Origin of the sequence: Maritimibacter sp. (assembly GCF_016774595.1) — a bacterium.
Lineage (GTDB): Bacteria > Pseudomonadota > Alphaproteobacteria > Rhodobacterales > Rhodobacteraceae > Maritimibacter > Maritimibacter alkaliphilus.
This window is the reverse complement of record NZ_JACBWT010000001.1, coordinates 1,242,753-1,261,552: the sequence shown is the minus strand read 5'-3', so window position 1 is coordinate 1,261,552 and position 18,800 is coordinate 1,242,753. Positions and strand designations below refer to the sequence as shown.

Genomic DNA, 18,800 nt, shown 5'->3' with positions numbered 1-18,800 from the left:
GGGACTGTCATGGGTAAGGACGATCTGATCGACGACATCGACGCGGATGGTGACCGCAAGTTCGTGACCGCGCTTGCGCGGGGTCTCGACGTTCTCAGATGTTTCCGGCCCTATGAAACGAACCTGACCAATCAGGAAATCGCGCAGCGCACCGGCCTGCCGAAACCGACGATTTCGCGGCTGACGCACACGCTGCGCAAGCTCGACTATCTTGTCTATTCCGAACGCACCGGCACCTACCGCCTTGGCGCGGGCGTGCTGGCCTTGGGCTTCGGGGTGTTGTCGTCGATCGAGATGACCGACCGCGCCCGCGAGGAACTGGCCGCCCTGTGCGATGAAGGGCCGAACCCGCACATCACCTCGGCGCTGGCCGAACAGCACCGGATGCGCGCGGTTTATACGACCGTTCATCGGTCGAAAGAGGCGATTGCGCTGACGATCAACGTCGGAGCGCGGCTGCCGTTGTTCTACTCGGCCATAGGCCGCGCGATCCTTGTCGGCATGACGGAGAAGCAGCGAACCGCACTGGTGGATCAGGGGCTCGCGCAGCTGCCCGACGAGCGGGAGCGGATCATCTCATCGGTCGAAAAGGGCCTGCGCGACTACGAGGAGCACGGGCTTTGCACCGGCTTCGGGGAGTGGCGCAAGGATGTGAACGGGCTGGCGGTGCCGGTGTTTTCCCTGAACGGCGACCGGATCTATGGGTTGAACGTCGGGGGGCCGTCGTTCTTCGTGGAGCCGGATCAACTGCTCGAACATTATGCCGAGCGGGTGAAGCGCGCGGCGCATAACCTGTCGTCGGGGGCACCGGGGAAACCGGCGGCGTGAGCCTCGACCCGTCGCTCATCGAAGACCCGTATGAATTCCAGAAGCTTCTGGGGTTCGAGATCGAGGACTGGTCCGAGGACTATGCCCGGTTCAGGCTGCCGATCACCGATAAGCTGGGCAATCGTTACGGCATTCCGCATGGCGGCGTTTACGCGAGCCTGATCGACACGGTCATGGGGTTCGCTGCCTGCTACACGGGCGACCCGGAAACGCGGCGGCTGGCGATGACCCTTTCCCTGAACGTGAATTACTTGGCGCAGCCCAAGGGCACGGTCCTGATCGCCGAGGGTCGACGGACGGGCGGGGGGCGCAAGAGTATCTTCGCCGAAGCGTCCATCACCGATGACACCGGGGTGACGGTCGCGACCGGAACGGGCGTTTTCCGGTATCGCTCTACCTGACATTTGGAGTTTGCCGGGTGTGTTCGGGGCCGTAATAGGTGCCTGTTCGCAATACCAGAATACTAGGATTCTAGTATCCTAGGCGGCTCTCGATGCCTTTGAATATATCGTAAAATCAGTGACTTGCTAGACTTTCCGCGTCGCCCGGCACCGTGAAAAAGTTAATGCGGGGCGATGGCCCCGCATTGGAATTCGTAAGATCAACTGGCCCGATCAGGCCGCGTAGGTCGCGATCACACGTTCGAGGTGATAGTCCACGTCGCCCAATTGCGCGTCGATCATGACGAGCCGTTTGGCGTAGTGGCTGACCGCGGCCTCCCAGGTCATGGCGATGCCGCCATGCATCTGGATCGCTTCCTCGGCCACCAGCCGCGCTGCCCGGCCGATCAGGGTCTTGGCCATTGCGACGAACTTCGCCTGCTCCTCGGTGCCCATCTTGCTCGCGGCGAGGATGGTGATGGATCGGGCCTGTTCGATCTCGGTCACAAGGTCCACGGCGCGGTGTTGCAGGGCCTGAAACTTGCCGATGGCGACGCCGAACTGCTTTCGCGTGCGCAGATAGTCGAGCAGGATTTCGTTGGTCGCATCCATCGCGCCCACAGCCTCGGCACACAGGGCGAGGCGACCTGCGTCCAGCGCGTCTTCGAGCGCGGCGGTGGCATCGGCGAGCACTTCCGTCCCCGGCGTGGCGTCGAGGAACAGTTCCGCTGCGCCGCCGCCGTCGATCATGGCATAGCCCGTGACCTGCGCGTCCGAGGCCTTGACCTCATAGACCGCGAGGGTGCCACCGGATTTGGCCGCGACGAGGAACACCTCGGCATCCGCGCCGCCATACACCACGGCCTTGCGGCCCGTGAGCTTGCCGTCCTTCGCCTCGGTCTCGATCGCGTCGAGGTCGTAGGGCGCGTCGAGTTCGCCGATGGCGACCGCGTAGCGCACCGAGCCGTCGAGGAGCGCAGATTGGTCGGCCCCGGCGGCGGTCAGCAGTTTCGAGGCCAGAAGCGAGCCCAGAACCGGGGCGGGGCAGATGCCGCGCCCGAGCGCCTCGAACACCGTCGTGATGTCGAAGCCAGCGCCGCCGAACCCGCCCGCATCCTCGGGCGCGAGGGCGTAGAGCACGCCCAACTCGCACATTTCGGCCCAGAGCGCTGTGTCGTGGAACGGCGCGTCATAGGCCACTTTCACGCGGTGGTCGTAGCCGTATTTGTCCGAGATGAAGCGGTTCAGCGAGTCCGACAGCATCCGGCGGTCTTCGGTCAGGGAAAAGTCCATGTCAGAGCTCCAGCATCGCTTTGGTCAGGATGTTTCGCTGGATCTCGTTCGACCCGCCGAAAATCGACAGTTTGCGGTTGTTGAAATAGTCGGCGGCGTTGTTCACGTCGCCCGCTTCGACGAGGGCGGCGTTGCCGAACATCGCCTCGGACGGGAAGGGGGCCGCGGCCGGACCCAGCGCGCGGCGGGCCAGATCGTTCAGCGCTTGCCGGATCACGGTGCCCTTGATCTTGAGGATCGAGGTTTCCGGCCCCGGCGCGCCCTGCGTCTGCGCGGTGTAGAGCATCCGAAGATTGGTGATCTTCATCGCCTCAAGCTCGATCTCGACATCCGCGATCCGGGCGGCGAAAAGCGGGTTTTCGATCAGCGGCTTGCCGTTCCGCTTGGTCCGGCGAGCCAGCGCCTTGACCTCTTCCAGCGCCTTCATGCTGAACCCGACGCCCGCGATGTTGGTGCGCTCGTGACCCAGCAGGAACTTGGCGATTGTCCAGCCCATGTTCTCTTCGCCCACGAGGTTCGCGGCAGGCACACGGACGTCGGTGAAGAACACTTCGTTCACCTCATGCCCTCCTTCGATCAGCTTGATCGGGCGCATCTCGATCCCCGGCGAGGCGAGGTCGACGAGGATGAAGCTGATCCCCTCCTGCGGCTTACCGTCGGTTTTGGTCCGCACGAGGCAGAAGATCCAGTCGGCGTGCTGGCCGAGCGTGGTCCATGTCTTTTGCCCGTTGATGACGTATTCGTCACCCTCGCGCACCGCGCGGGTCTTGAGGCTGGCAAGGTCCGATCCCGCGCCCGGTTCGGAATAGCCCTGACACCACCAGTCGGTCCCGTCGAGGATGCGCGGCAGATAGTGATCCTGCTGTTCTTTCGATCCGAATTTCTGAAGCACCGGCCCCAGCATGGCGAGGCCGAAGGGCACGATGCGCGGGGCGTTGGCGCGAGCGGCCTCTTCTTCGAAGATGTGCTTTTCGACGGGCGACCAGCCGGTGCCGCCGAACTCCACGGGCCAGCCATAGGCGAGCCAGCCCTTGTCGTTCAGGATCGCGTGCCAGCGCTCCATGTCGGCCTTCTCAAGCTCTCCGCCGATCCGCACCTTTTCGGCAAGGTCGTCGGGCAGGTTGTCGGCAAGAAACGTGCGCACCTCATCGCGGAACGCTTCCTCTTCCTTGGTGAAGCTCAGGTCCATCTCACCCCTCCTTGTTCAGATCGGCAAAGGTCGTCCCGTCCTCGGCCATACGCCGCAGGATCGCGGGGACTTTCCAGTAATACGCATCATCCTCGGCATAGCGTTCAATTCGCGCGACGAGTTCTTTCGCGCCGATGGTGTCGGCATAGTGAAGCGGGCCGCCGCGGAAGCGCGGGAAGCCGTAGCCGAACAGGAACACCGCATCCACGTCGATCGGGCGCAGCGCGATGCCCTCTTCGACCACCCGCGCGGCTTCGGAGATCATGGCGGTCATATAGCGCTCGACGATCTCTTCGTCGGTGAACGTCTTGGGCAGGATACCTTTGGCCGCCCGTTCCGCGTCGATGATTTCCAGTGCACGGGGGTTCGGGCGGATGCCCTCGTCGTCGTAGATGTAGAACCCCGATCCGGTCTTGCGGCCGAACATGCCCTCTTCGCAGATCTTGTCGTGGATGCGCACATAGCGTTCGTCGTTCGGTCGTGTTGCCGACATGCGCTTGCGGTTGGCCCAGCCGATGTCGAGGCCCGCGAGGTCGCCGACTTTGTAAGGCCCCATCGCGAACCCGAAATCCTCGAGCGCGTTGTCGATCTGCTGCGGGCTCGCGCCATCCTCCATCAGGTATCCGGCTGTCTTGCCGTAATAGGCGAGGATGCGGTTGCCGATGAACCCGTCGCAGACGCCCGCGCGCACGCCGACCTTCTTCATCTTCTTGGCCAGCGCGAAACCCGTGGCGACCACTTCGGGCGCGGTCTTGTCCGCGACGACCACTTCCAGAAGGCGCATCAGGTTCGCGGGCGAGAAGAAGTGGAGGCCGATCACATCCTCGGGCCGGGACGTGGCCGAGGCGATTTCGTTGATGTCCAGATAGGACGTGTTCGACGCCAGAATGGCCCCCGGTTTGCAGATCTTGTCGAGCTGGCCGAAGATGTCCTTCTTCACGTCCATGTTCTCGAACACCGCCTCGATCACGAGGTCGACGTCGGCAAGCGATTCCATGTCGGTCGACGGTTCAAGTCGCGCCATCGCGTCGTCGCGCTTGGCCTCGCTCATCTTGCCGTGTTTCACGGCACCGTCCAAGTTCCCGGTGATGAAGCCGACGCCCTTGTCGAGCCCCTCCTGCGAAATCTCGATCAGGCGCACCGCGAAGCCCGAGGTCAGGGCCGCCGTGGCGATGCCGGACCCCATCGTGCCGCCGCCGATGACGCCGATCTTGTTGATCTCGCGCGGCGTCGCCTTGCCTTCGGGGATCTTCGACACGGCGCGTTCCGCGAAGAAGGCGTGGCGCATCCCCTGCGATGCGGGGTCTTTCAGCCCTTCCATGAAACTCTTGCGCTCATAGGCCATGCCGTCGGCCATAGGCCCGGTCGACATCCTGACGGCTTCGATCATGTTCGGCGCGGTCGGGTGGTGCTTCATCTTCTTCGCGACCATCTTGGCCGCATCGTCCAGCGCGGCCTCGTCCAGTTCGACGTTCAGATCGCTGGTGCGCCGGGTCTTGAGCTTGCCCGACAGCACGTCTTCGGCGGCGGCGAGCGCCACGTCGCGCGGCTCGCCCGCCTCGAGCCCGTCGATCAGGCCCATCGAAAGCGCCTCTTCACCCGAGACCTGCCGCCCGGACAGGGCCATGTCGAGCGTGTTCTTCATCCCCATCAGGCGCGGCCCGCGCTGGGTGCCGGACGCGCCGGGCAACAGGCCAAGGTTCACCTCCGGCAGACCGACGCGCAGCCCCTTGACCCCCACGCGCGCGTGGGTGCCCATGCAGATTTCCAGACCACCGCCAAGCGCGGTGCCATGGGGGGCCGAGATCACGGGTTTTTCGCTCGCCTCGATCGCGTTGATCGTGTCGGGCAGCGACGGCTCCAGCGGCGTCTTGCCGAACTCCTTGATGTCGGCACCGGCGACGAAGGTGCGTCCCGCGGCGTAGATCGCGATGACCTCGATCCCGGCGTCCGCGTTGGCGGCGGCGACCGCGTCCACCAGCCCCTGACGCACGGCTTGGCCCGAGGCGTTGACGGGCGGGTTGTCGATGCAGATCAGCCCGACCTTGCCCACACGTTCGAGGGTCATGACGTCGTTGATCTTGGTGGTCTCACTCATGGGTGGCTCTGTCCTCTGTCAGGTCGCGACCGCCGCATCCCGCTCGTCGAGCAGGTGGGCGAAAGTCTCGGTCAGTTTGTGTTTCAGAATCTTCCCGGTCGCTGCCGCCGGGAACTGTTCGATGATGAAGATATGCTGGGGCACCTTGTAGGGCACGAGGTGCTCGTGAAGAAAGGCCTTGAGATCCGCTTCGGTCACGCCGGGCTTCGCGGTGACGAAGGCCAGCACTTCCTCGTTGCCGGATACGCGACGCCCGACGACGGCGGTCTGATAGACGTCGGGATGGCGTGTGAGCATCGCCTCGACTTCCGGCGGATAGATGTTGAAGCCCGACCGAATGATGAGTTCCTTCTTTCGGCCCATGATCCAGAGTGTCCCGTCCGGGTCGATCTTCGCGAAATCCCCGGACCGGAAGAACCCGTCCTCGCGAATGGCGGCCCGCGTCGCTTCGGGGTTTCGGTAGTAGCCCTTCATGATGTTGGGACCACGGATCAGAAGTTCTCCGATCCCCTCGTCATCCGGCTCGTCGATGATGCATTCCACACCGTCGAGGATCTGGCCGCAGGACGTGTCGTCGCGCGGGGTGTCGCGCCGGGTGCCCGCGACGCCGGGCGAAGTCTCGGTCAGGCCATAGCCGTTCTGAAGATGCAGGCCGAAGGTCGCTTCGATCTTTTCCTTCCACTCGGGGTCGAGCGGCGCACCACCGGACGAGATATAGCGCAGCTTGGGGGCATCGGGCGGTGTGCCGCGCTTTGCGAGTTCGGCGAGGATCGCCTGATACATCTGCGGCACGGCGGGCATGACGCTGCCGCCTTCGGCAAAGGCGTCGAGGATTGCGGGCGCCGAGAAGCGCGGCAGGAACCGGATCGCGCTGCCCCCGGCAAGCGAGGCGAGGAAGACCGAGGCGAATCCGAAGATATGCGTTCCGGGCAAAACGCCGACGACCAGATCGCCCGGGGCCATCCCGCGCAGGCGCGCCGATATTTCCGCATTCCAGATCAGGTTCCCACGGGTGAGCATGACCCCCTTAGGGGCGGATGTGGTCCCGGTCGTGTAAATCAGAGCCGCGACGGCATCGCGCGGTGTCCCGGTCTCAGGCTCGGGCGCGGTGTTTTCGCCGGGCAGGGGGCCTGCCACCAGAACGTCGCCGCAAGGCAGGGTGCCGCGCGACGTCGCGCCCAAGCGGTCGGCATGGGTTGCGGACGGCACCGATGCCTCGGGCGTGAAGATCGCGAAGCGGGCGCCTGCGTGGTTGCGCAGGGCGTCCAGTTCGTCGTCTGACATGCGGGCGTTCACGGGCATGACCCAGGCACCGAGGCGGCTCGCCGCGAGAATCGCGATGGCATAGGTGGCGCAGTTTTCCGAAACGATCATCAGCCGATCGCCGCGCTCGACCCCTGCGGCCTTGAGCATCCCGGCCATGGTATCGGCCATGGCTTCGACATCCCCGAAGCCGTAGTGCGCCCCGTCATGGTCGACGATTGCAAGGGCGTCGGGCGACTGCCCGCGGGTCAGTTCGTGAATGCGATCCATTGATCCTCCCTCGGGCTCTGGCGGCCCGTATTCGGACCGTAGTCCAGCAAAGCGAGCAGGTCAATATTGTGAAACGACCGTTTGCATTGCGGAATAATGGCCGACCAGATGGTCGATTATTCACGCCCCATTGCGCTGGGGTCAAGTCTGGTCCTGTCCGCCGCCGATCAGCCCGCACGATCTGGCGCGGATCGCCTTAACCGTTATAGTCCGGACCATGACGACGATCCCCAAGACACAGCCCGAAGACGCAGAACAGCGCCGCGCGATCGCGCCGTTGATCTGTTATCCGACCGAAACGCTGCCTGCGCCCGATCTTGCGCTCTATCGGGCGGCGCGGCGGACGGCGCGGAAGGTGGGCGAGGTGCTCGTCCCGCCCCGTGACGCTGCGACCTTCACCGTCCCGGCTGGGTCGTTCTTCCGGATTTCGAGCGTCGAGGGGCCGCAGGTCGGTGACCTGAACCTGTGGAACGCGCAGGATTTGTCGGAGCGATTCTACTCCGGCAAGACCCGCGCCCTTCATGGCACGCATCTGACGGCGGGCGAGCGGATGTGGTCGAGCTTTCCGGGCATGCGGCCGATGGCGACCATCACCGAAGATACGCTCGGCTGGTATGGGATCGACAGCTTCGGCGGTTCGGTCCACGACGTGATCGGCACGCGCTGCGATCCTTACACCAACAATCTGCTGTCGGGCGGACAGTATCACCACTGCTGCCATTCCAACCTGACGCGGGCGCTGGCGGATCACCTTGGGGTCGGTCCGGCCGAGGCCGAGCCGCATGTGCATGACGTGTTGAACGTGTTCATGTGCACCGGCTTCACGCGCGACACGGGACAGTATTTCATGAAGGCCTCGCCCGTGCGCCCCGGCGATTATCTGGAGTTCTTCGCCGAGATCGACCTTCTCGGCGCCCTGTCGGCCTGTCCCGGCGGCGATTGTTCGTCCGAGCACTCGTCGGACACCGCTGCCTGCCATCCGCTGCTGGTCGAGGTCTTCACGCCCGAGGCCGCTGCGCTGGGCGGTTGGATGCCGCCCGCACCCAACGGCTACGACCGCAGCCACGGGCGCTGAACCGGATCAGGCGGTTTTTCGGGTCCGTGCGCGGCCTTCCCACAACCAAGCGGCAACGGCGAGGCCGGCCGCGATCAGCAGCATGAGCCACGGGGGCGCGAGCGGCATGACGCGCAGGTTCTCGACCACGTAGGCCCCGCGCGGGGTGTAGCCGATCCAGCCGCGACCGATGGCGGCGCGGCCCGCGTTGACCGACCGAAGCTGCGGATTGCCTTCTTCGATGGCGGCCGTCCCGCCCCGCATCGCGGCCATGATCGGGGCGAGGGGGTCACCGCTGGCGATAGTTTCCTCGAATTCCTTGGGCGAGGCGGGGCCGACCGCGACGACCGAAGTCTGGTCGCCCTCTTCGAGGCGGAACAGACCGATCTGGGCCGAGGCGAATTCCGAACGGTAGAGGCCGGGTGCGACCTCTTCCATCTGCACCTCTTCCTCGGTCCCGTCCGGGCGGGTGACGGTGACGGAGCGTGCGCCCTCGCTCATGGTGCGGCGGGTGATCGTGACCTGATTGCCGGTGGCTTCCGCGGTCAGCGCCTCTTCCTCAAGCTCCGGTTCCTTCATCATCCAGTGGGCGAGGCGGCGCAGAAGTTCCAGTTGCGGTCCGCCGCCCTCGAAGCCGCGATCCCAGAGCCACGCGTGGTCGGAGGCGAGGAGCGCAACGCGGCCTTCGCCCACGCGGTCCAGTGTAAGAAGCGGACGGTCGCCCGCGCCCTGCATGACGGTCATGCCAGCGGTTTCTTCGAGTTCGACAAGGCGCATCCAGCGGCCCCAGCCTCCTTCGGGCGCGAAGTCTTCCAGCCCGCGCGTGACCGGGTGGCGCTGGCCGAGGTCGGAAATCTGGGGCGAAAACCCCTCTTCGATCACCCGCGCAGTGGGTTCGCCGGGGAGCACCTGACCGAGCGGCGAGCGGGCGAGGCTTTGGGCCGAGGCGAGGTCGGGTCCGGCGGCGACCAGCACGGCGCCGCCCTGTTCGATATAGTTGCGCACCGACAGCAGGTAGCTCGCGGGTAGGATGCCACGCAGTTTGTAGCGGTCGAAGATGATGAGGTCGAACTCGTCGATCTTCTCCATGAACAGTTCCTGCGTCGGGAACGCGATAAGCGACAGTTCCGACACCGGCACGCCGTCCTGCTTTTCCGGCGGGCGCAGAATGGTGAAATGGACAAGGTCCACCGCGCTGTCTGATTTGAGAAGGTTGCGCCATGTCCGCGTGCCGGGGTGCGGCTCGCCCGAGACGAGCAGCACGCGCAGGCGGTCGCGCACGCCGTTCATGGTGACGACCGCGGTGTTGTTGCGGTCGGTCAACTCGCCTTCGAGCGTCGGGGTGGTGAACTGTATCACATTCTGGCCGCCGTGGGTCAGCGTGATCGGCACCGTCAGCTCGCGGCCCGTGGGCACCTGAACCACTTCCGGCTCGCCGCCGTCGATCGAGATCGACAGGTCGACCAGCCCGCTTTCGTCCGCGTCCCCCATGTCGTCGATGCGCAGGCCGATCTGCTGTTCCTCGTCCAGAATGCCGAACGCCGGGGCGTTGGTGACCACCAGCCGCCGGTCCCAGTCCTCTTCCCGGCCGGTCCTGAGCAGATGCAGCGGGGCGGGCAGATCGGGCGCGGCTTCGAAATCGTGGAGGCGGCCGTCCGAGATCAGGACCATCCCGGCGACGCGGTCGCGCGGCACTTCGGCCAGCGCCTCGGCCAAGGTTGTCATGAGGAGAGAGCCGCGATTGTCCGCGCCGTCGCTCATCCGCGTGATGCGCAGTTCCAGACCTTCCGTCGCCGCAACGCGGGCGGTGAGCGCGTCCAGCGCCGCCTCGGTTTGCTCCGCGCGGTCCGACAGGTCTTGGGAGGTGCTTTCGTCCACGATGGCGAGCATGATGTCACCCTCGGGCGCGCGTTCTTCCATCTGAAGTGACGGCCCCGCGAGCGCGAGCAGAAGCGCCGCCGCGCCCAGCATCCTAAGCGCCCAGCCCTTGAGCCCGCGCCAGATGGCGAAGATCAGGATCGCGGCGACGATCCCGCCGGCGATCCAGAGGACCGGCCAGTCGAATGCCGGGTCGAAGATGACGGACGAGGCGTTCATTGGCCGAGCCTTTCCAGCAGGGCAGGCACGTGGACCTGATCCGACTTGTAGTTGCCGGTGAGCACATGCATCACGAGGTTCACGCCGAAGCGATACGCCATCTCGCGCTGCCGCTCGCCTGCAAAGCCCCGGCCCACCGGAAACATCGGCGATCCGTTCTCGTTCACCGCCCAGGCCGACGCCCAGTCGTTGCCGCCGATCAGAACCGGCGTCACCCCGTCGTTGAGGTTGCGAAACGGCATGCCCTCGGCCCGTTCGGCGTCGGGCGGCGAGCTTTCGACCCAGACCGACTCACCGAAATAGCGGCCCGGGAAATCGGCGAGCAGATAGAAGGTGCGCGTCAGCACGTGATCGTTCGGGATCGGCTCCAGCGGCGGAATGTCGAGCGGGCGGGCCAGTGATCTGAGCCGTGTCCCTTCGGCCGTCGCACCCGAGCCGAACCCGGCCACGTCCCCGTCACGCGTGTCGAACACGATCATGCCGCCACCGCGCAGATAGGCGTTGAGCTTGGCATAGGCTTCGGACGAGGGCGCGGGCTGGGTTTCCTCGACCGGCCAGTAGAGCAGGGGATAGACCGCGAGTTCGTCGGTCTCGATGTCGATCCCGACCGGGGCGACGGGTTCGACGGAGGTGCGGGCGAAAAGCTGTTGGCCGAGGCCCAGAAGCCCGGCCTCGGATACGCGGTCGAGTTGGGCGTTGCCGGTGCGCACGTAGGCCAGTGTGACCTCGCCGGCGGCCGCGACCAGTGCCGCTTCGTCGATGGGGGTCGCTTCGGCCTCGTCCTGTGCACGGGCGTTTTGCGGCGCGATCATCAGGGCGACCCCGATCACCGCGGCGGTCGCCGCCGCCTTGCCGCGCTTGCCGCTCAGACGACCCGTGAGGAACAGCGAGGCGATCACGTCGACGGCCAGTGCTGCCAGCGCCAGCAGGAGAAGCCAGCCGGACAGATCGGTTTCTTCGCGCTCGCCCTGCCATTCGGGCACGACGCCCGCGGGCCAAGCGGCGGGGCGCAGGACGGTGTCCTCACCGATCACGTTGACGGCGACGCGGCGATCTTCGTCGGCATAAAGGCCCGGCGGCAGGGCGGGGCCGACGCCCTGTGTCAGTTCCTCGCCGGGCACGCCGGGCCGCTCGCCCGCGTCGTCGAGCGCGCCGAAGCCGTCGAGCAGGGTCTCGGGCACCCATGTCGTGCCTTCCAACTCGCCCGCGTCGGGCGTGCCGGTCCGGGTCGAGACCGCAAGGCGTTCGAGCATCTGAACGAACAGGCCCGACAGCGGAAGCGACGACCATTCGGCATTGGCCGACACGTGGATCAGCACGACCTGACCATCGGCCAGCGTCTTGCGGGTGACGAGCGGGGTGCCATCGACCAGTTCCGCGATGGTGCGCTCGGCCAGCAGGGGGCCGGGTTCGGCCAGAACCTGACTGGTGACTTCGATGTCGTCGGGGATCGCGAGACCGTAGAACGGGCTGTCCTCGGGGAACGGGGCCAGCGTGCGGGGTTCACCCCAGCTCATCGCGCCGCCCACTTCGCGCCCGCCCACGCGCAGACGCACGGGGAGAAGCGGATCCTCCTCGGCGCGGCCCGTGTCGGCGGCGGCAAGGCGTGGTCCGGCGAAGCGCAGCAGAAGACCGCCCTCGGCCACCCATTCCTCCAGCGCGTCCTTGTCACTGGGCGCAAGCGCCGCGACATCGGCAAGGACGACCACATCGGGGCTGGCGGCGATCAGGTCGGACAGCGCGCCCTCCAGCACATCCGCGGTCGGCACGAGAGCTTCGCGCAGGTAGTGAAGCGGCGAAAGCAGTTCCAGCCCTTCCTCGCTGTCGCCGCCGATCAGCGCGACCTTGCGGCGGCGCAGGGTGTCGTCGGCCAGCGTCACGGTTCCGGCGCTGCGCACCCCCTCGACTTCGAACCGGGCGATCCGGTTGCGCAGTTCGGGGGGCAGAGAAATTTCGGTCACCGCTTCGGTCGCACCCTGTTCGAAGGTAAGCGTGGCGCGGGCCAGTTCGCGTTCGATGCCGGCCGGATCGGGGCCCTGCCCGGTCACGTCTATGGTTTGCGCGGCATCGGACGTGGAACGGGTGGCCGACAGGCGCACCATGCCGTCGGCGATCCGCGCCGGTTGCAGACCGATACGTGGGGCAGGCGGCTCCGATACCGTCAGCGCACCGCGCGACTGAAGCTCGCGGGCCAAGGCGGCGCGGGAGTCGCCCGCCAAACCGTCGGACAGCCAAAGCGTATCGAACCCCTCGTCCACCGTGTCCAGCCAATCGAGCGCGGGCGCATGATCGACGGGCCACGCCTTCGGCAGAAGGCCGTCGAGCCGGGCTTGCGCGTCTGCGGCCGAGCGCAGGGGCAGGCCGCCTTCGGGTGGGAGGTCGTTCAGGGCCACCACGGCCACGCGGCGCCCGGTCGATGCCGCAGCCTCCAACCGCCGATCCGCAGCCTCGAGCCGCGGGCGCCAATCGGGCGCGGCGGCGTAGCTATCATCGACCAGCACGACCAGCGGGCCTGAGCCGGTCTCGACCGGCTCCGGGTTCAGGATCGGGCCGGAAAAGCCGAAGATCATCGCGGCGACGGCCAGCATCCGCAGAAGGAGAAGCCACCAAGGGGTCCGGTCGGCCTCGCTGTCCTCGTCCTCGAGACCCAGCAGAAGCGCGACACCCGGAAAGGCACGGCGGATCGGTGCGGGGGGGATCGCGCGCAGGATGATCCAGAGGATCGGCAGGGCGGCCAGCGCGATCAGCAGCCATGGGGTCACGAAACCGATGGGACCGAGCGTGAACATCAGGCACGGCCCTCCAGCGCCTGATACATCCAGAGCAGCGCCGAGGCGGGGCTGTCATTGGTGTGATGCGTGTGAAACCGCCATCCGGTCAGCCCCGCCATCGCGGTCAGCCGTTCCTTGCGCCGTGCCAGCCGGGCCAGATAACGATCCCGCAATTCACCGGCCTTGCGCGTTTCGAATTCAAGCGTGTTGCCCATCGAATGAAACACGGTGCGCCCGTCGAAGGGAAACGCTTCCTCCGAGGGGTCGAGCACCTGAAGCAGAACGCCTTGCACACCCCGGTCGGCGGCGGTGGCGAGCGCCTCTTCCACCGGGTCGGGGTCGGCCATGAAATCCGAGATGAAGACCGCCCGCGAATGGCGCGGCAGGATCGACACGTCCGGCACGCCGTAATCCTGCGGAGTCTTGTCCGTCAGACGTTCGGCCACGCGGCCAAGCTGGACCTCGCCGCGCATCGGGCGGATGCCCATATCGGTCAGCCCCACGCGTTCACCCGCCTGCACCAGCAGCACGGCGGCCGCGAGCGAGAGAAGCGCGGCGCGGTCGGCCTTGGTGACAAGGTTCTTTTCCGACGAGAACTGCATCGACTGGCCGCGATCGACCCAGAAGACGACGGATTGCGCTGCCTGCCATTCTTTTTCGGCGACGAAATGGACGTCGGACCGGGCCGAGCGGCGCCAGTCGATCGACCGGGCGGGGTCGCCGGGCTGGGCCGTGCGGTATTGCCAGAAGGCATCGCCCATGCCGGGTCGGCGCCGCCCGTGTTCCCCCAGCACGACACCCCGGGCCAGTTGGCTGGCCTCGGCGAGCAGGGGGGGGAGCGGCGCGGCGAGCGCCTCGGCCCTTGGGCGCAGGGGAAGGGTCAAGCGGCGGCCTCGGACAGGCTCAGGCTTCCGACCACACCGTCGATGATCCCGCCCAGAGAATCGCCGCGGGCACGCGCGGCGTAGGTCAGCGCCATCCGGTGTATGAGCACCGGGCGGGCCAGCGCGCGCACGTCGTCGGGGCCGGGGGCGAGCCGCCCGTCCATCAGCGCACGTGCACGGGTCAGCAGCATCAGGGCCTGCGCGGCACGGGGGCCGGGGCCCCAGGCCACGGATTCCCGCACCGTGTCGGGGGCGGACGAGTCGTCCGGGCGGCAGGCCCGCACCAGGTCGAGGATCATCTCGACGATGTTCTCGCCCACCGGCATCCGGCGGAGCAGGCGCTGCGCGGCGATCAGGTCGTCGGTGTTGAACACGGCACTCGCCTGTTCCTCGTCCGCGCCGGTCGTGGCCAGAATGATGTCACGCTCCGCGTCGCGGTCCGGGTATTCGACATCGACCTGCAAGAGGAAACGGTCGAGCTGCGCTTCGGGCAGAGGATAGGTGCCCTCCTGCTCCAGCGGGTTCTGGGTCGCCAGCACGTGAAACGGCTTGTCGAGCGCATGTTCGTGGCCCGCGACCGTCACCGCGCGTTCCTGCATCGCCTGAAGCAGCGCCGACTGCGTGCGCGGCGACGCCCGGTTGATCTCGTCGGCCAGCAGGAGTTGGCAGAACACCGGACCCTGAATGAACCGGAACGAACGGGTGCCGTCGGCGCCCTCTTCCAGAACCTCGGAGCCGAGGATGTCGGCGGGCATCAGGTCGGGCGTGAACTGGATGCGCCCCCCCGACAGACCCATGACGGTCGACAGCGTTTCCACCAGTCGTGTCTTGCCCAGACCCGGCAGACCGATCAGAAGCGCGTGACCCCCGGCCAGCATCGCCGCCATGACCTGTTCGACCACGGTGTCCTGTCCGATGATCCGCTTGGCCACCATGCTGCGCGCCTCGGCCAGCCGGCCCCCGAGCGCCTCGATATCCGCCACGAGGTCTTCTGCTTCGTCCATGACACGTCTCCGATCTGTTCGTCGGGATCAGTAAAGGGCAAGGACCGGGGGGAAGCAAATGACAGTTATGACAAAAGCCGTTCACGGCACCGTGTCGGCGGCCCTTGCGGAAAATCGAGGCGGATTCTCGCTGTTCGCGTGCCGGAATAGAACGCGGACTGCCCGTGCGGGCAGGTGGCCCATGGCGGGAATCCGGCACCCGCTTGCCGAGGTTCACGGAACGCGGGCCGGATGATACGTGTTGAGAGGGCCAAACAACCAAGGTGCACGGATGACAAAGACCACGATGACCGGACAAGTCGGAATCAGCGCCGAAAGCCTCGCCTCGTCCGCGAAGAAGGCCGCCAAGGGCGGCTTGCCGCCCGTGGACAAGTGGAACCCCGAATTCTGTGGCGATCTGGACATGCGCATTGCGCGGGACGGGACTTGGTTCTACCTTGGCACGCCCATCGGTCGGCATGAGCTGGTGAAACTGTTCTCGTCGATCCTTCGCAAGGACGGGGACGACTATTTCCTCGTGACGCCGGTCGAAAAGGTCGGGATCACCGTCGATGACGCGCCCTTCGTGGCGGTCGATTTCGCGCGCGAGGGCGACGCGCTGCGTTTCGTCACCAATGTCGAGGATGAAGTGCTGGCGGGCCCCGATCACCCGATCCGCGTGGTCCGCGACCCGGAAACCGGCGAGCCGTCGCCCTACGTCAACATTCGCCGCAACCTTGAAGCCCTGATCGACCGCAAGAGCTTCTACCGTCTCGTCGAGATCGGGGAACATGCCGACCATGAGGGCGAAAGCTGGTTCGGCCTGCGTTCGCAAGGCGCGTTCTTCCCGATCATTCCAAGCGCGGAACTGCCCTGAGCCTTAGTCCCGCTTGGCGTATCCGTTCAGGTAGGCGTCGATCTTGTCGCCGTTCAGGGTCATCTCGATGTTCCCGAAATTCGTGCCCGTGATCCTCACGCCGTCGGCGTCCGCGCCGGTCAGGAAGCCGTAGATCGGGGCGTCGATGTCGATGTCGGTATCTTCGCCGGTCAGGTTGCCCGAAAGCCGCGTGTTGATGTGCTGATCGGTGATCGTCGTCTCGGCGATCTCCAGCGCACCGGTCAATATCGCCAATGCGTCGGCATTCGTCGCTTCGACGGCGGTGGTCTTCGCCTCTTCGGGCGTCAACGCGCGGTCGGTCAGAAGCGACTCGAATCCGGCGAATTTCGGGTCGTAGACCGGGATGCGCCCCGCGTTCTCCACCCGCCCGGAAATGGTGCCGCTCGACGCCGAGAACGCGGCTTCCAGCGTCATCGAGGCGAGCATCAGGTCGTGGTCCGTCGCGCCGGGTCGGGTCATGTCGAGGTACATTCCACCCGTGTAGGTGGCTGTCCCGCTGGTGGGCAATGTCGCGGTCTGGTCGGTTTCGTCGGTCGCCAGAATCGCGGCGGTGTAGGCGAAGGCAAAGGCTTCGATCCATCCTTCGTCGCTGCCGACGCCCGTCGTCGACGCAATGGTGCATCCACACAGGGACAACGCGGAAACAGGCCAGACCAGATACGACCTGCAAGTCGTCAAGTAACGCATAACGAATCCCCTAAGTGTCCTAATCATTACATTGATGCACAGAACCCGCGATGCGGCCAGAAATACCCTGCATCCGCGAACACGCTCATGGGGTGAAGATGGTTCGGGTCATCGGGCGACCGCGATGCTCTCGAACCACCCGATCAGGGTTTCGCCGTTCCTCGTCGCGCTGAACAGACTCCCGATACTCGGATCGAGCGTGCGGCCATGCGTGTCGTTCACCGCGACCACTTCGCCTGAGTTTCCAAGGATGTTGCACTGCAAGACCCCGTCAAAGGTCGTCTCGCCGCCCGCGCCATGTTCGACCGATCCCGAGGCGCTCGCGAAGAAAACACCGTTCTGCACGGGTGTTTCGGCCAAGGTGATCTGGCCTGAGACCGCTTTCGCAGGCCGCAAGGCCGCGGTGATCCTTGCGCGTGCGGCGTCCGTATCCACGCAATACCCGCCGCACGAGACGTTGCTGTCGACCGGGTCTTCGTAAACCCCGAGGTTTTCCAGCACGAGAAAATCGGACACCTCCCCTGAAATGCGCCCTCCCGTGGATGAGAACGCCGCGTTGTAGGTCGCAAGCCCGACGTAAAGGTCTTTCGTGTTTCGGTTCGGATCGACCGCACTGACTTCGGCGATCCCTTCATACCGTGCCGTGCCGGAGGTGGGGACATTCGCCGCCTGCTGATCGACCGTTGCGTAGAAGTAGGCGCGTTGGGCGTCGACCCAGACATCTGCGTGTCCGGACCCCATGCATCCGGTCAGGGTGGTCAGCACCCCCATCGACAGGAGCAGTCGAAATGAACTCATGGACAAACCCTCAACAATCGTTCTGAGGGTGGCGTATCAATGCTGCCCGATCAAGCGCCGAGCCTGCATGCGCCATCAGTCCTTGAGCGTGGCTTCCAGAAACCGCTCGAAATCGTCGAGGTTCACCGGCTCGAACTGTCCGAACCCCTGCATCCAGACGCTCGCCGCCTTCAGCGCACCGGGTTCCAGCTTGCACCACGTGACCCGCCCGAGTTTTTCCTGACTGATGAGGCCTGCGGCGGTCAGGATGCGCAGATGCTTGGAAATCGCGGCCAGCGACATGTCGAAGGGTTCGGCCACGTCCGTCACCGCCATGTCGTCCTCGAGGAGCATGGTCAGGATCGCCCGGCGCGTGGGATCGGCCAGCGCGGCGAAGGTGAGGTCGAGCTTGTCATTCACGTTATGGGCGTAGGTCGCGCGGCGGCTTTGGTCAATGCACTTGGCGGGCGGGGGTGTTCCCCGCCCACCCGTGGGATCACTTTCGGGAGAGCGACAAAAGGATACCGAACCGATCCTGACCGCCCTGGTCGAAGCTCAAACCGTCGTCAGAACTCCCATAGACCGCCAGGTATTCGGCACCGTCGCCCATGAAAGCGCCGCTCGTCTGGCCTGACAGGTCGGTCACGCGCGTCCCGCTCGTCAAAGTGCCGTCGGTCGCGAACGTCAAGAAGGATGGGTCGTATTCGCCGCGCGCGGTCAGGATAACTTCGCCGTCGACGACCGATGCGTTCTGCATAATGCTCTTCAACGCGCGTTCCTGTTCCGCCGTCGTATCGGCGCTGGCGTATGCGTTCAGCACCTGCTCCAGTTCCTGAACGCTCAGATCCTCGCGAACCACGAAGTTCTCGAGCTTGCCGTCAATGTCGGCCTCGTATCCGGTGAACCGCGCTTCATAGGTCGATGTCCCCGCGAATAGATCCTGTCTCGTGGTCGCCTGATTGCCGACCGCGATCGTGGCCTGACCCTCGTATGTCGCCGTCCCCGAAACCGGCATGTCGTAAGTTGCGTCCGCGTAGAGTGCGCCCTCCGTCGCTTCGGACGCAGCATAGTAGGCATCGAGCCTTGCATCACGCAGACCGGCGGCATCCGACGACATCTGACACCCGGCGAGCAGGATGATGGGGCCTGTGAAGGCACCGTATTTTCCGAATTTCATTATTTTCCCCTTCTGGTTCCGACGTCAGGTCGGAGCCAGTACCGATACTAGGCGTCTTGATAGTAAGCAACTATTTAATTTTATTGGACAATTTCGTACAAGTGGGTCGCTTTCGAGTGAGTATTCTGAGCGTCGTAGCGACGAAATGCCG

At 65.5% G+C, this 18,800-nt stretch carries 16 protein-coding genes; 4 read left to right on the top strand and 12 right to left on the bottom strand.

The window, feature by feature from the left end; all coding sequences use genetic code 11:
• The first annotated feature begins 9 nt into the window (after positions 1 to 9).
• On the top strand, positions 10 to 828 hold the full coding sequence (locus tag HOY44_RS06335; protein ID WP_008334005.1) for an IclR family transcriptional regulator: 819 nt from the start codon (positions 10 to 12) through the stop codon (positions 826 to 828).
• A complete protein-coding gene (locus HOY44_RS06330) occupies positions 825 to 1,229 on the top strand; it encodes a PaaI family thioesterase (RefSeq protein WP_287433726.1) in 405 nt (134 codons plus the stop codon). Before HOY44_RS06335 ends, HOY44_RS06330 begins: the two co-directional genes overlap by 4 nt.
• A 213-nt stretch (positions 1,230 to 1,442) precedes the next feature.
• Here HOY44_RS06330 and HOY44_RS06325 read toward each other — a convergent pair whose 3' ends face one another.
• Genes HOY44_RS06325 through HOY44_RS06310 form a run of 4 tightly spaced genes read right to left on the bottom strand, consistent with a single transcriptional unit; the run spans position 1,443 to position 7,321 of the window.
• The gene (locus HOY44_RS06325) at positions 1,443 to 2,501 is read right to left on the bottom strand and encodes an acyl-CoA dehydrogenase family protein (RefSeq protein WP_287433725.1); all 1,059 of its coding nucleotides are present in this window, start codon (positions 2,499 to 2,501) and stop codon (positions 1,443 to 1,445) included.
• Position 2,502: 1 nt separating this feature from the next.
• A complete protein-coding gene (locus HOY44_RS06320; RefSeq protein ID WP_287433724.1) occupies positions 2,503 to 3,690 on the bottom strand; it encodes an acyl-CoA dehydrogenase family protein in 1,188 nt (395 codons plus the stop codon).
• Position 3,691: 1 nt separating this feature from the next.
• Entirely contained in the window at positions 3,692 to 5,788 is a 2,097-nt protein-coding gene (locus tag HOY44_RS06315; protein WP_287433723.1) for a 3-hydroxyacyl-CoA dehydrogenase NAD-binding domain-containing protein, read from the bottom strand.
• Between the two features lie 18 nt (positions 5,789 to 5,806).
• Positions 5,807 to 7,321 (bottom strand): class I adenylate-forming enzyme family protein, encoded by a 1,515-nt coding sequence (locus HOY44_RS06310; protein WP_287433722.1) that lies wholly within the window; start codon positions 7,319 to 7,321, stop codon positions 5,807 to 5,809.
• Between the two features lie 217 nt (positions 7,322 to 7,538).
• On the opposite strand from HOY44_RS06310, the gene HOY44_RS06305 reads away from it, so the two are divergent.
• A complete protein-coding gene (locus tag HOY44_RS06305; RefSeq protein WP_287433721.1) occupies positions 7,539 to 8,396 on the top strand; it encodes an urea carboxylase-associated family protein in 858 nt (285 codons plus the stop codon).
• Between the two features lie 6 nt (positions 8,397 to 8,402).
• Here HOY44_RS06305 and HOY44_RS06300 read toward each other — a convergent pair whose 3' ends face one another.
• From HOY44_RS06300 to HOY44_RS06285, 4 genes are read right to left on the bottom strand one after another with little or no spacing between them, the layout of a single operon-like run.
• A complete protein-coding gene (locus tag HOY44_RS06300; RefSeq protein WP_287433720.1) occupies positions 8,403 to 10,472 on the bottom strand; it encodes a hypothetical protein in 2,070 nt (689 codons plus the stop codon).
• Positions 10,469 to 13,261, bottom strand: coding sequence for a DUF4159 domain-containing protein (locus tag HOY44_RS06295; protein ID WP_287433718.1), 2,793 nt, complete (start codon positions 13,259 to 13,261; stop codon positions 10,469 to 10,471). The genes HOY44_RS06300 and HOY44_RS06295 overlap by 4 nt, the downstream gene beginning before the upstream one ends.
• A complete protein-coding gene (locus HOY44_RS06290) occupies positions 13,261 to 14,127 on the bottom strand; it encodes a DUF58 domain-containing protein (RefSeq protein ID WP_287433716.1) in 867 nt (288 codons plus the stop codon). The genes HOY44_RS06295 and HOY44_RS06290 overlap by 1 nt, the downstream gene beginning before the upstream one ends.
• A complete protein-coding gene (locus HOY44_RS06285) occupies positions 14,124 to 15,131 on the bottom strand; it encodes an AAA family ATPase (RefSeq protein ID WP_287433714.1) in 1,008 nt (335 codons plus the stop codon). Before HOY44_RS06285 ends, HOY44_RS06290 begins: the two co-directional genes overlap by 4 nt.
• Before the next feature lie 271 nt (positions 15,132 to 15,402).
• On the opposite strand from HOY44_RS06285, the gene HOY44_RS06280 reads away from it, so the two are divergent.
• A complete protein-coding gene (locus HOY44_RS06280; protein ID WP_171042870.1) occupies positions 15,403 to 15,987 on the top strand; it encodes a DUF1285 domain-containing protein in 585 nt (194 codons plus the stop codon).
• 3 nt (positions 15,988 to 15,990) lie between these two features.
• Here the strand turns inward: HOY44_RS06280 and HOY44_RS06275 are convergent, their stop codons facing one another.
• The 4 genes from HOY44_RS06275 to HOY44_RS06260 form a co-directional block, all read right to left on the bottom strand.
• The gene (locus HOY44_RS06275) at positions 15,991 to 16,695 is read right to left on the bottom strand and encodes a hypothetical protein (protein ID WP_287433711.1); all 705 of its coding nucleotides are present in this window, start codon (positions 16,693 to 16,695) and stop codon (positions 15,991 to 15,993) included.
• Positions 16,696 to 16,803: 108 nt separating this feature from the next.
• Positions 16,804 to 17,493, bottom strand: a complete 690-nt coding sequence (locus tag HOY44_RS06270; RefSeq protein ID WP_287433709.1) for a HupA family protein — start codon at positions 17,491 to 17,493, stop codon at positions 16,804 to 16,806.
• Between the two features lie 75 nt (positions 17,494 to 17,568).
• Positions 17,569 to 17,892 carry an ArsR/SmtB family transcription factor gene (locus tag HOY44_RS06265; RefSeq protein WP_008334031.1) on the bottom strand — a complete coding sequence of 108 codons (324 nt, stop codon included), beginning with the start codon at positions 17,890 to 17,892 and terminating at the stop codon, positions 17,569 to 17,571.
• Between the two features lie 76 nt (positions 17,893 to 17,968).
• A complete protein-coding gene (locus HOY44_RS06260; protein ID WP_287433707.1) occupies positions 17,969 to 18,649 on the bottom strand; it encodes a hypothetical protein in 681 nt (226 codons plus the stop codon).
• Positions 18,650 to 18,800: the final 151 nt, after the last annotated feature.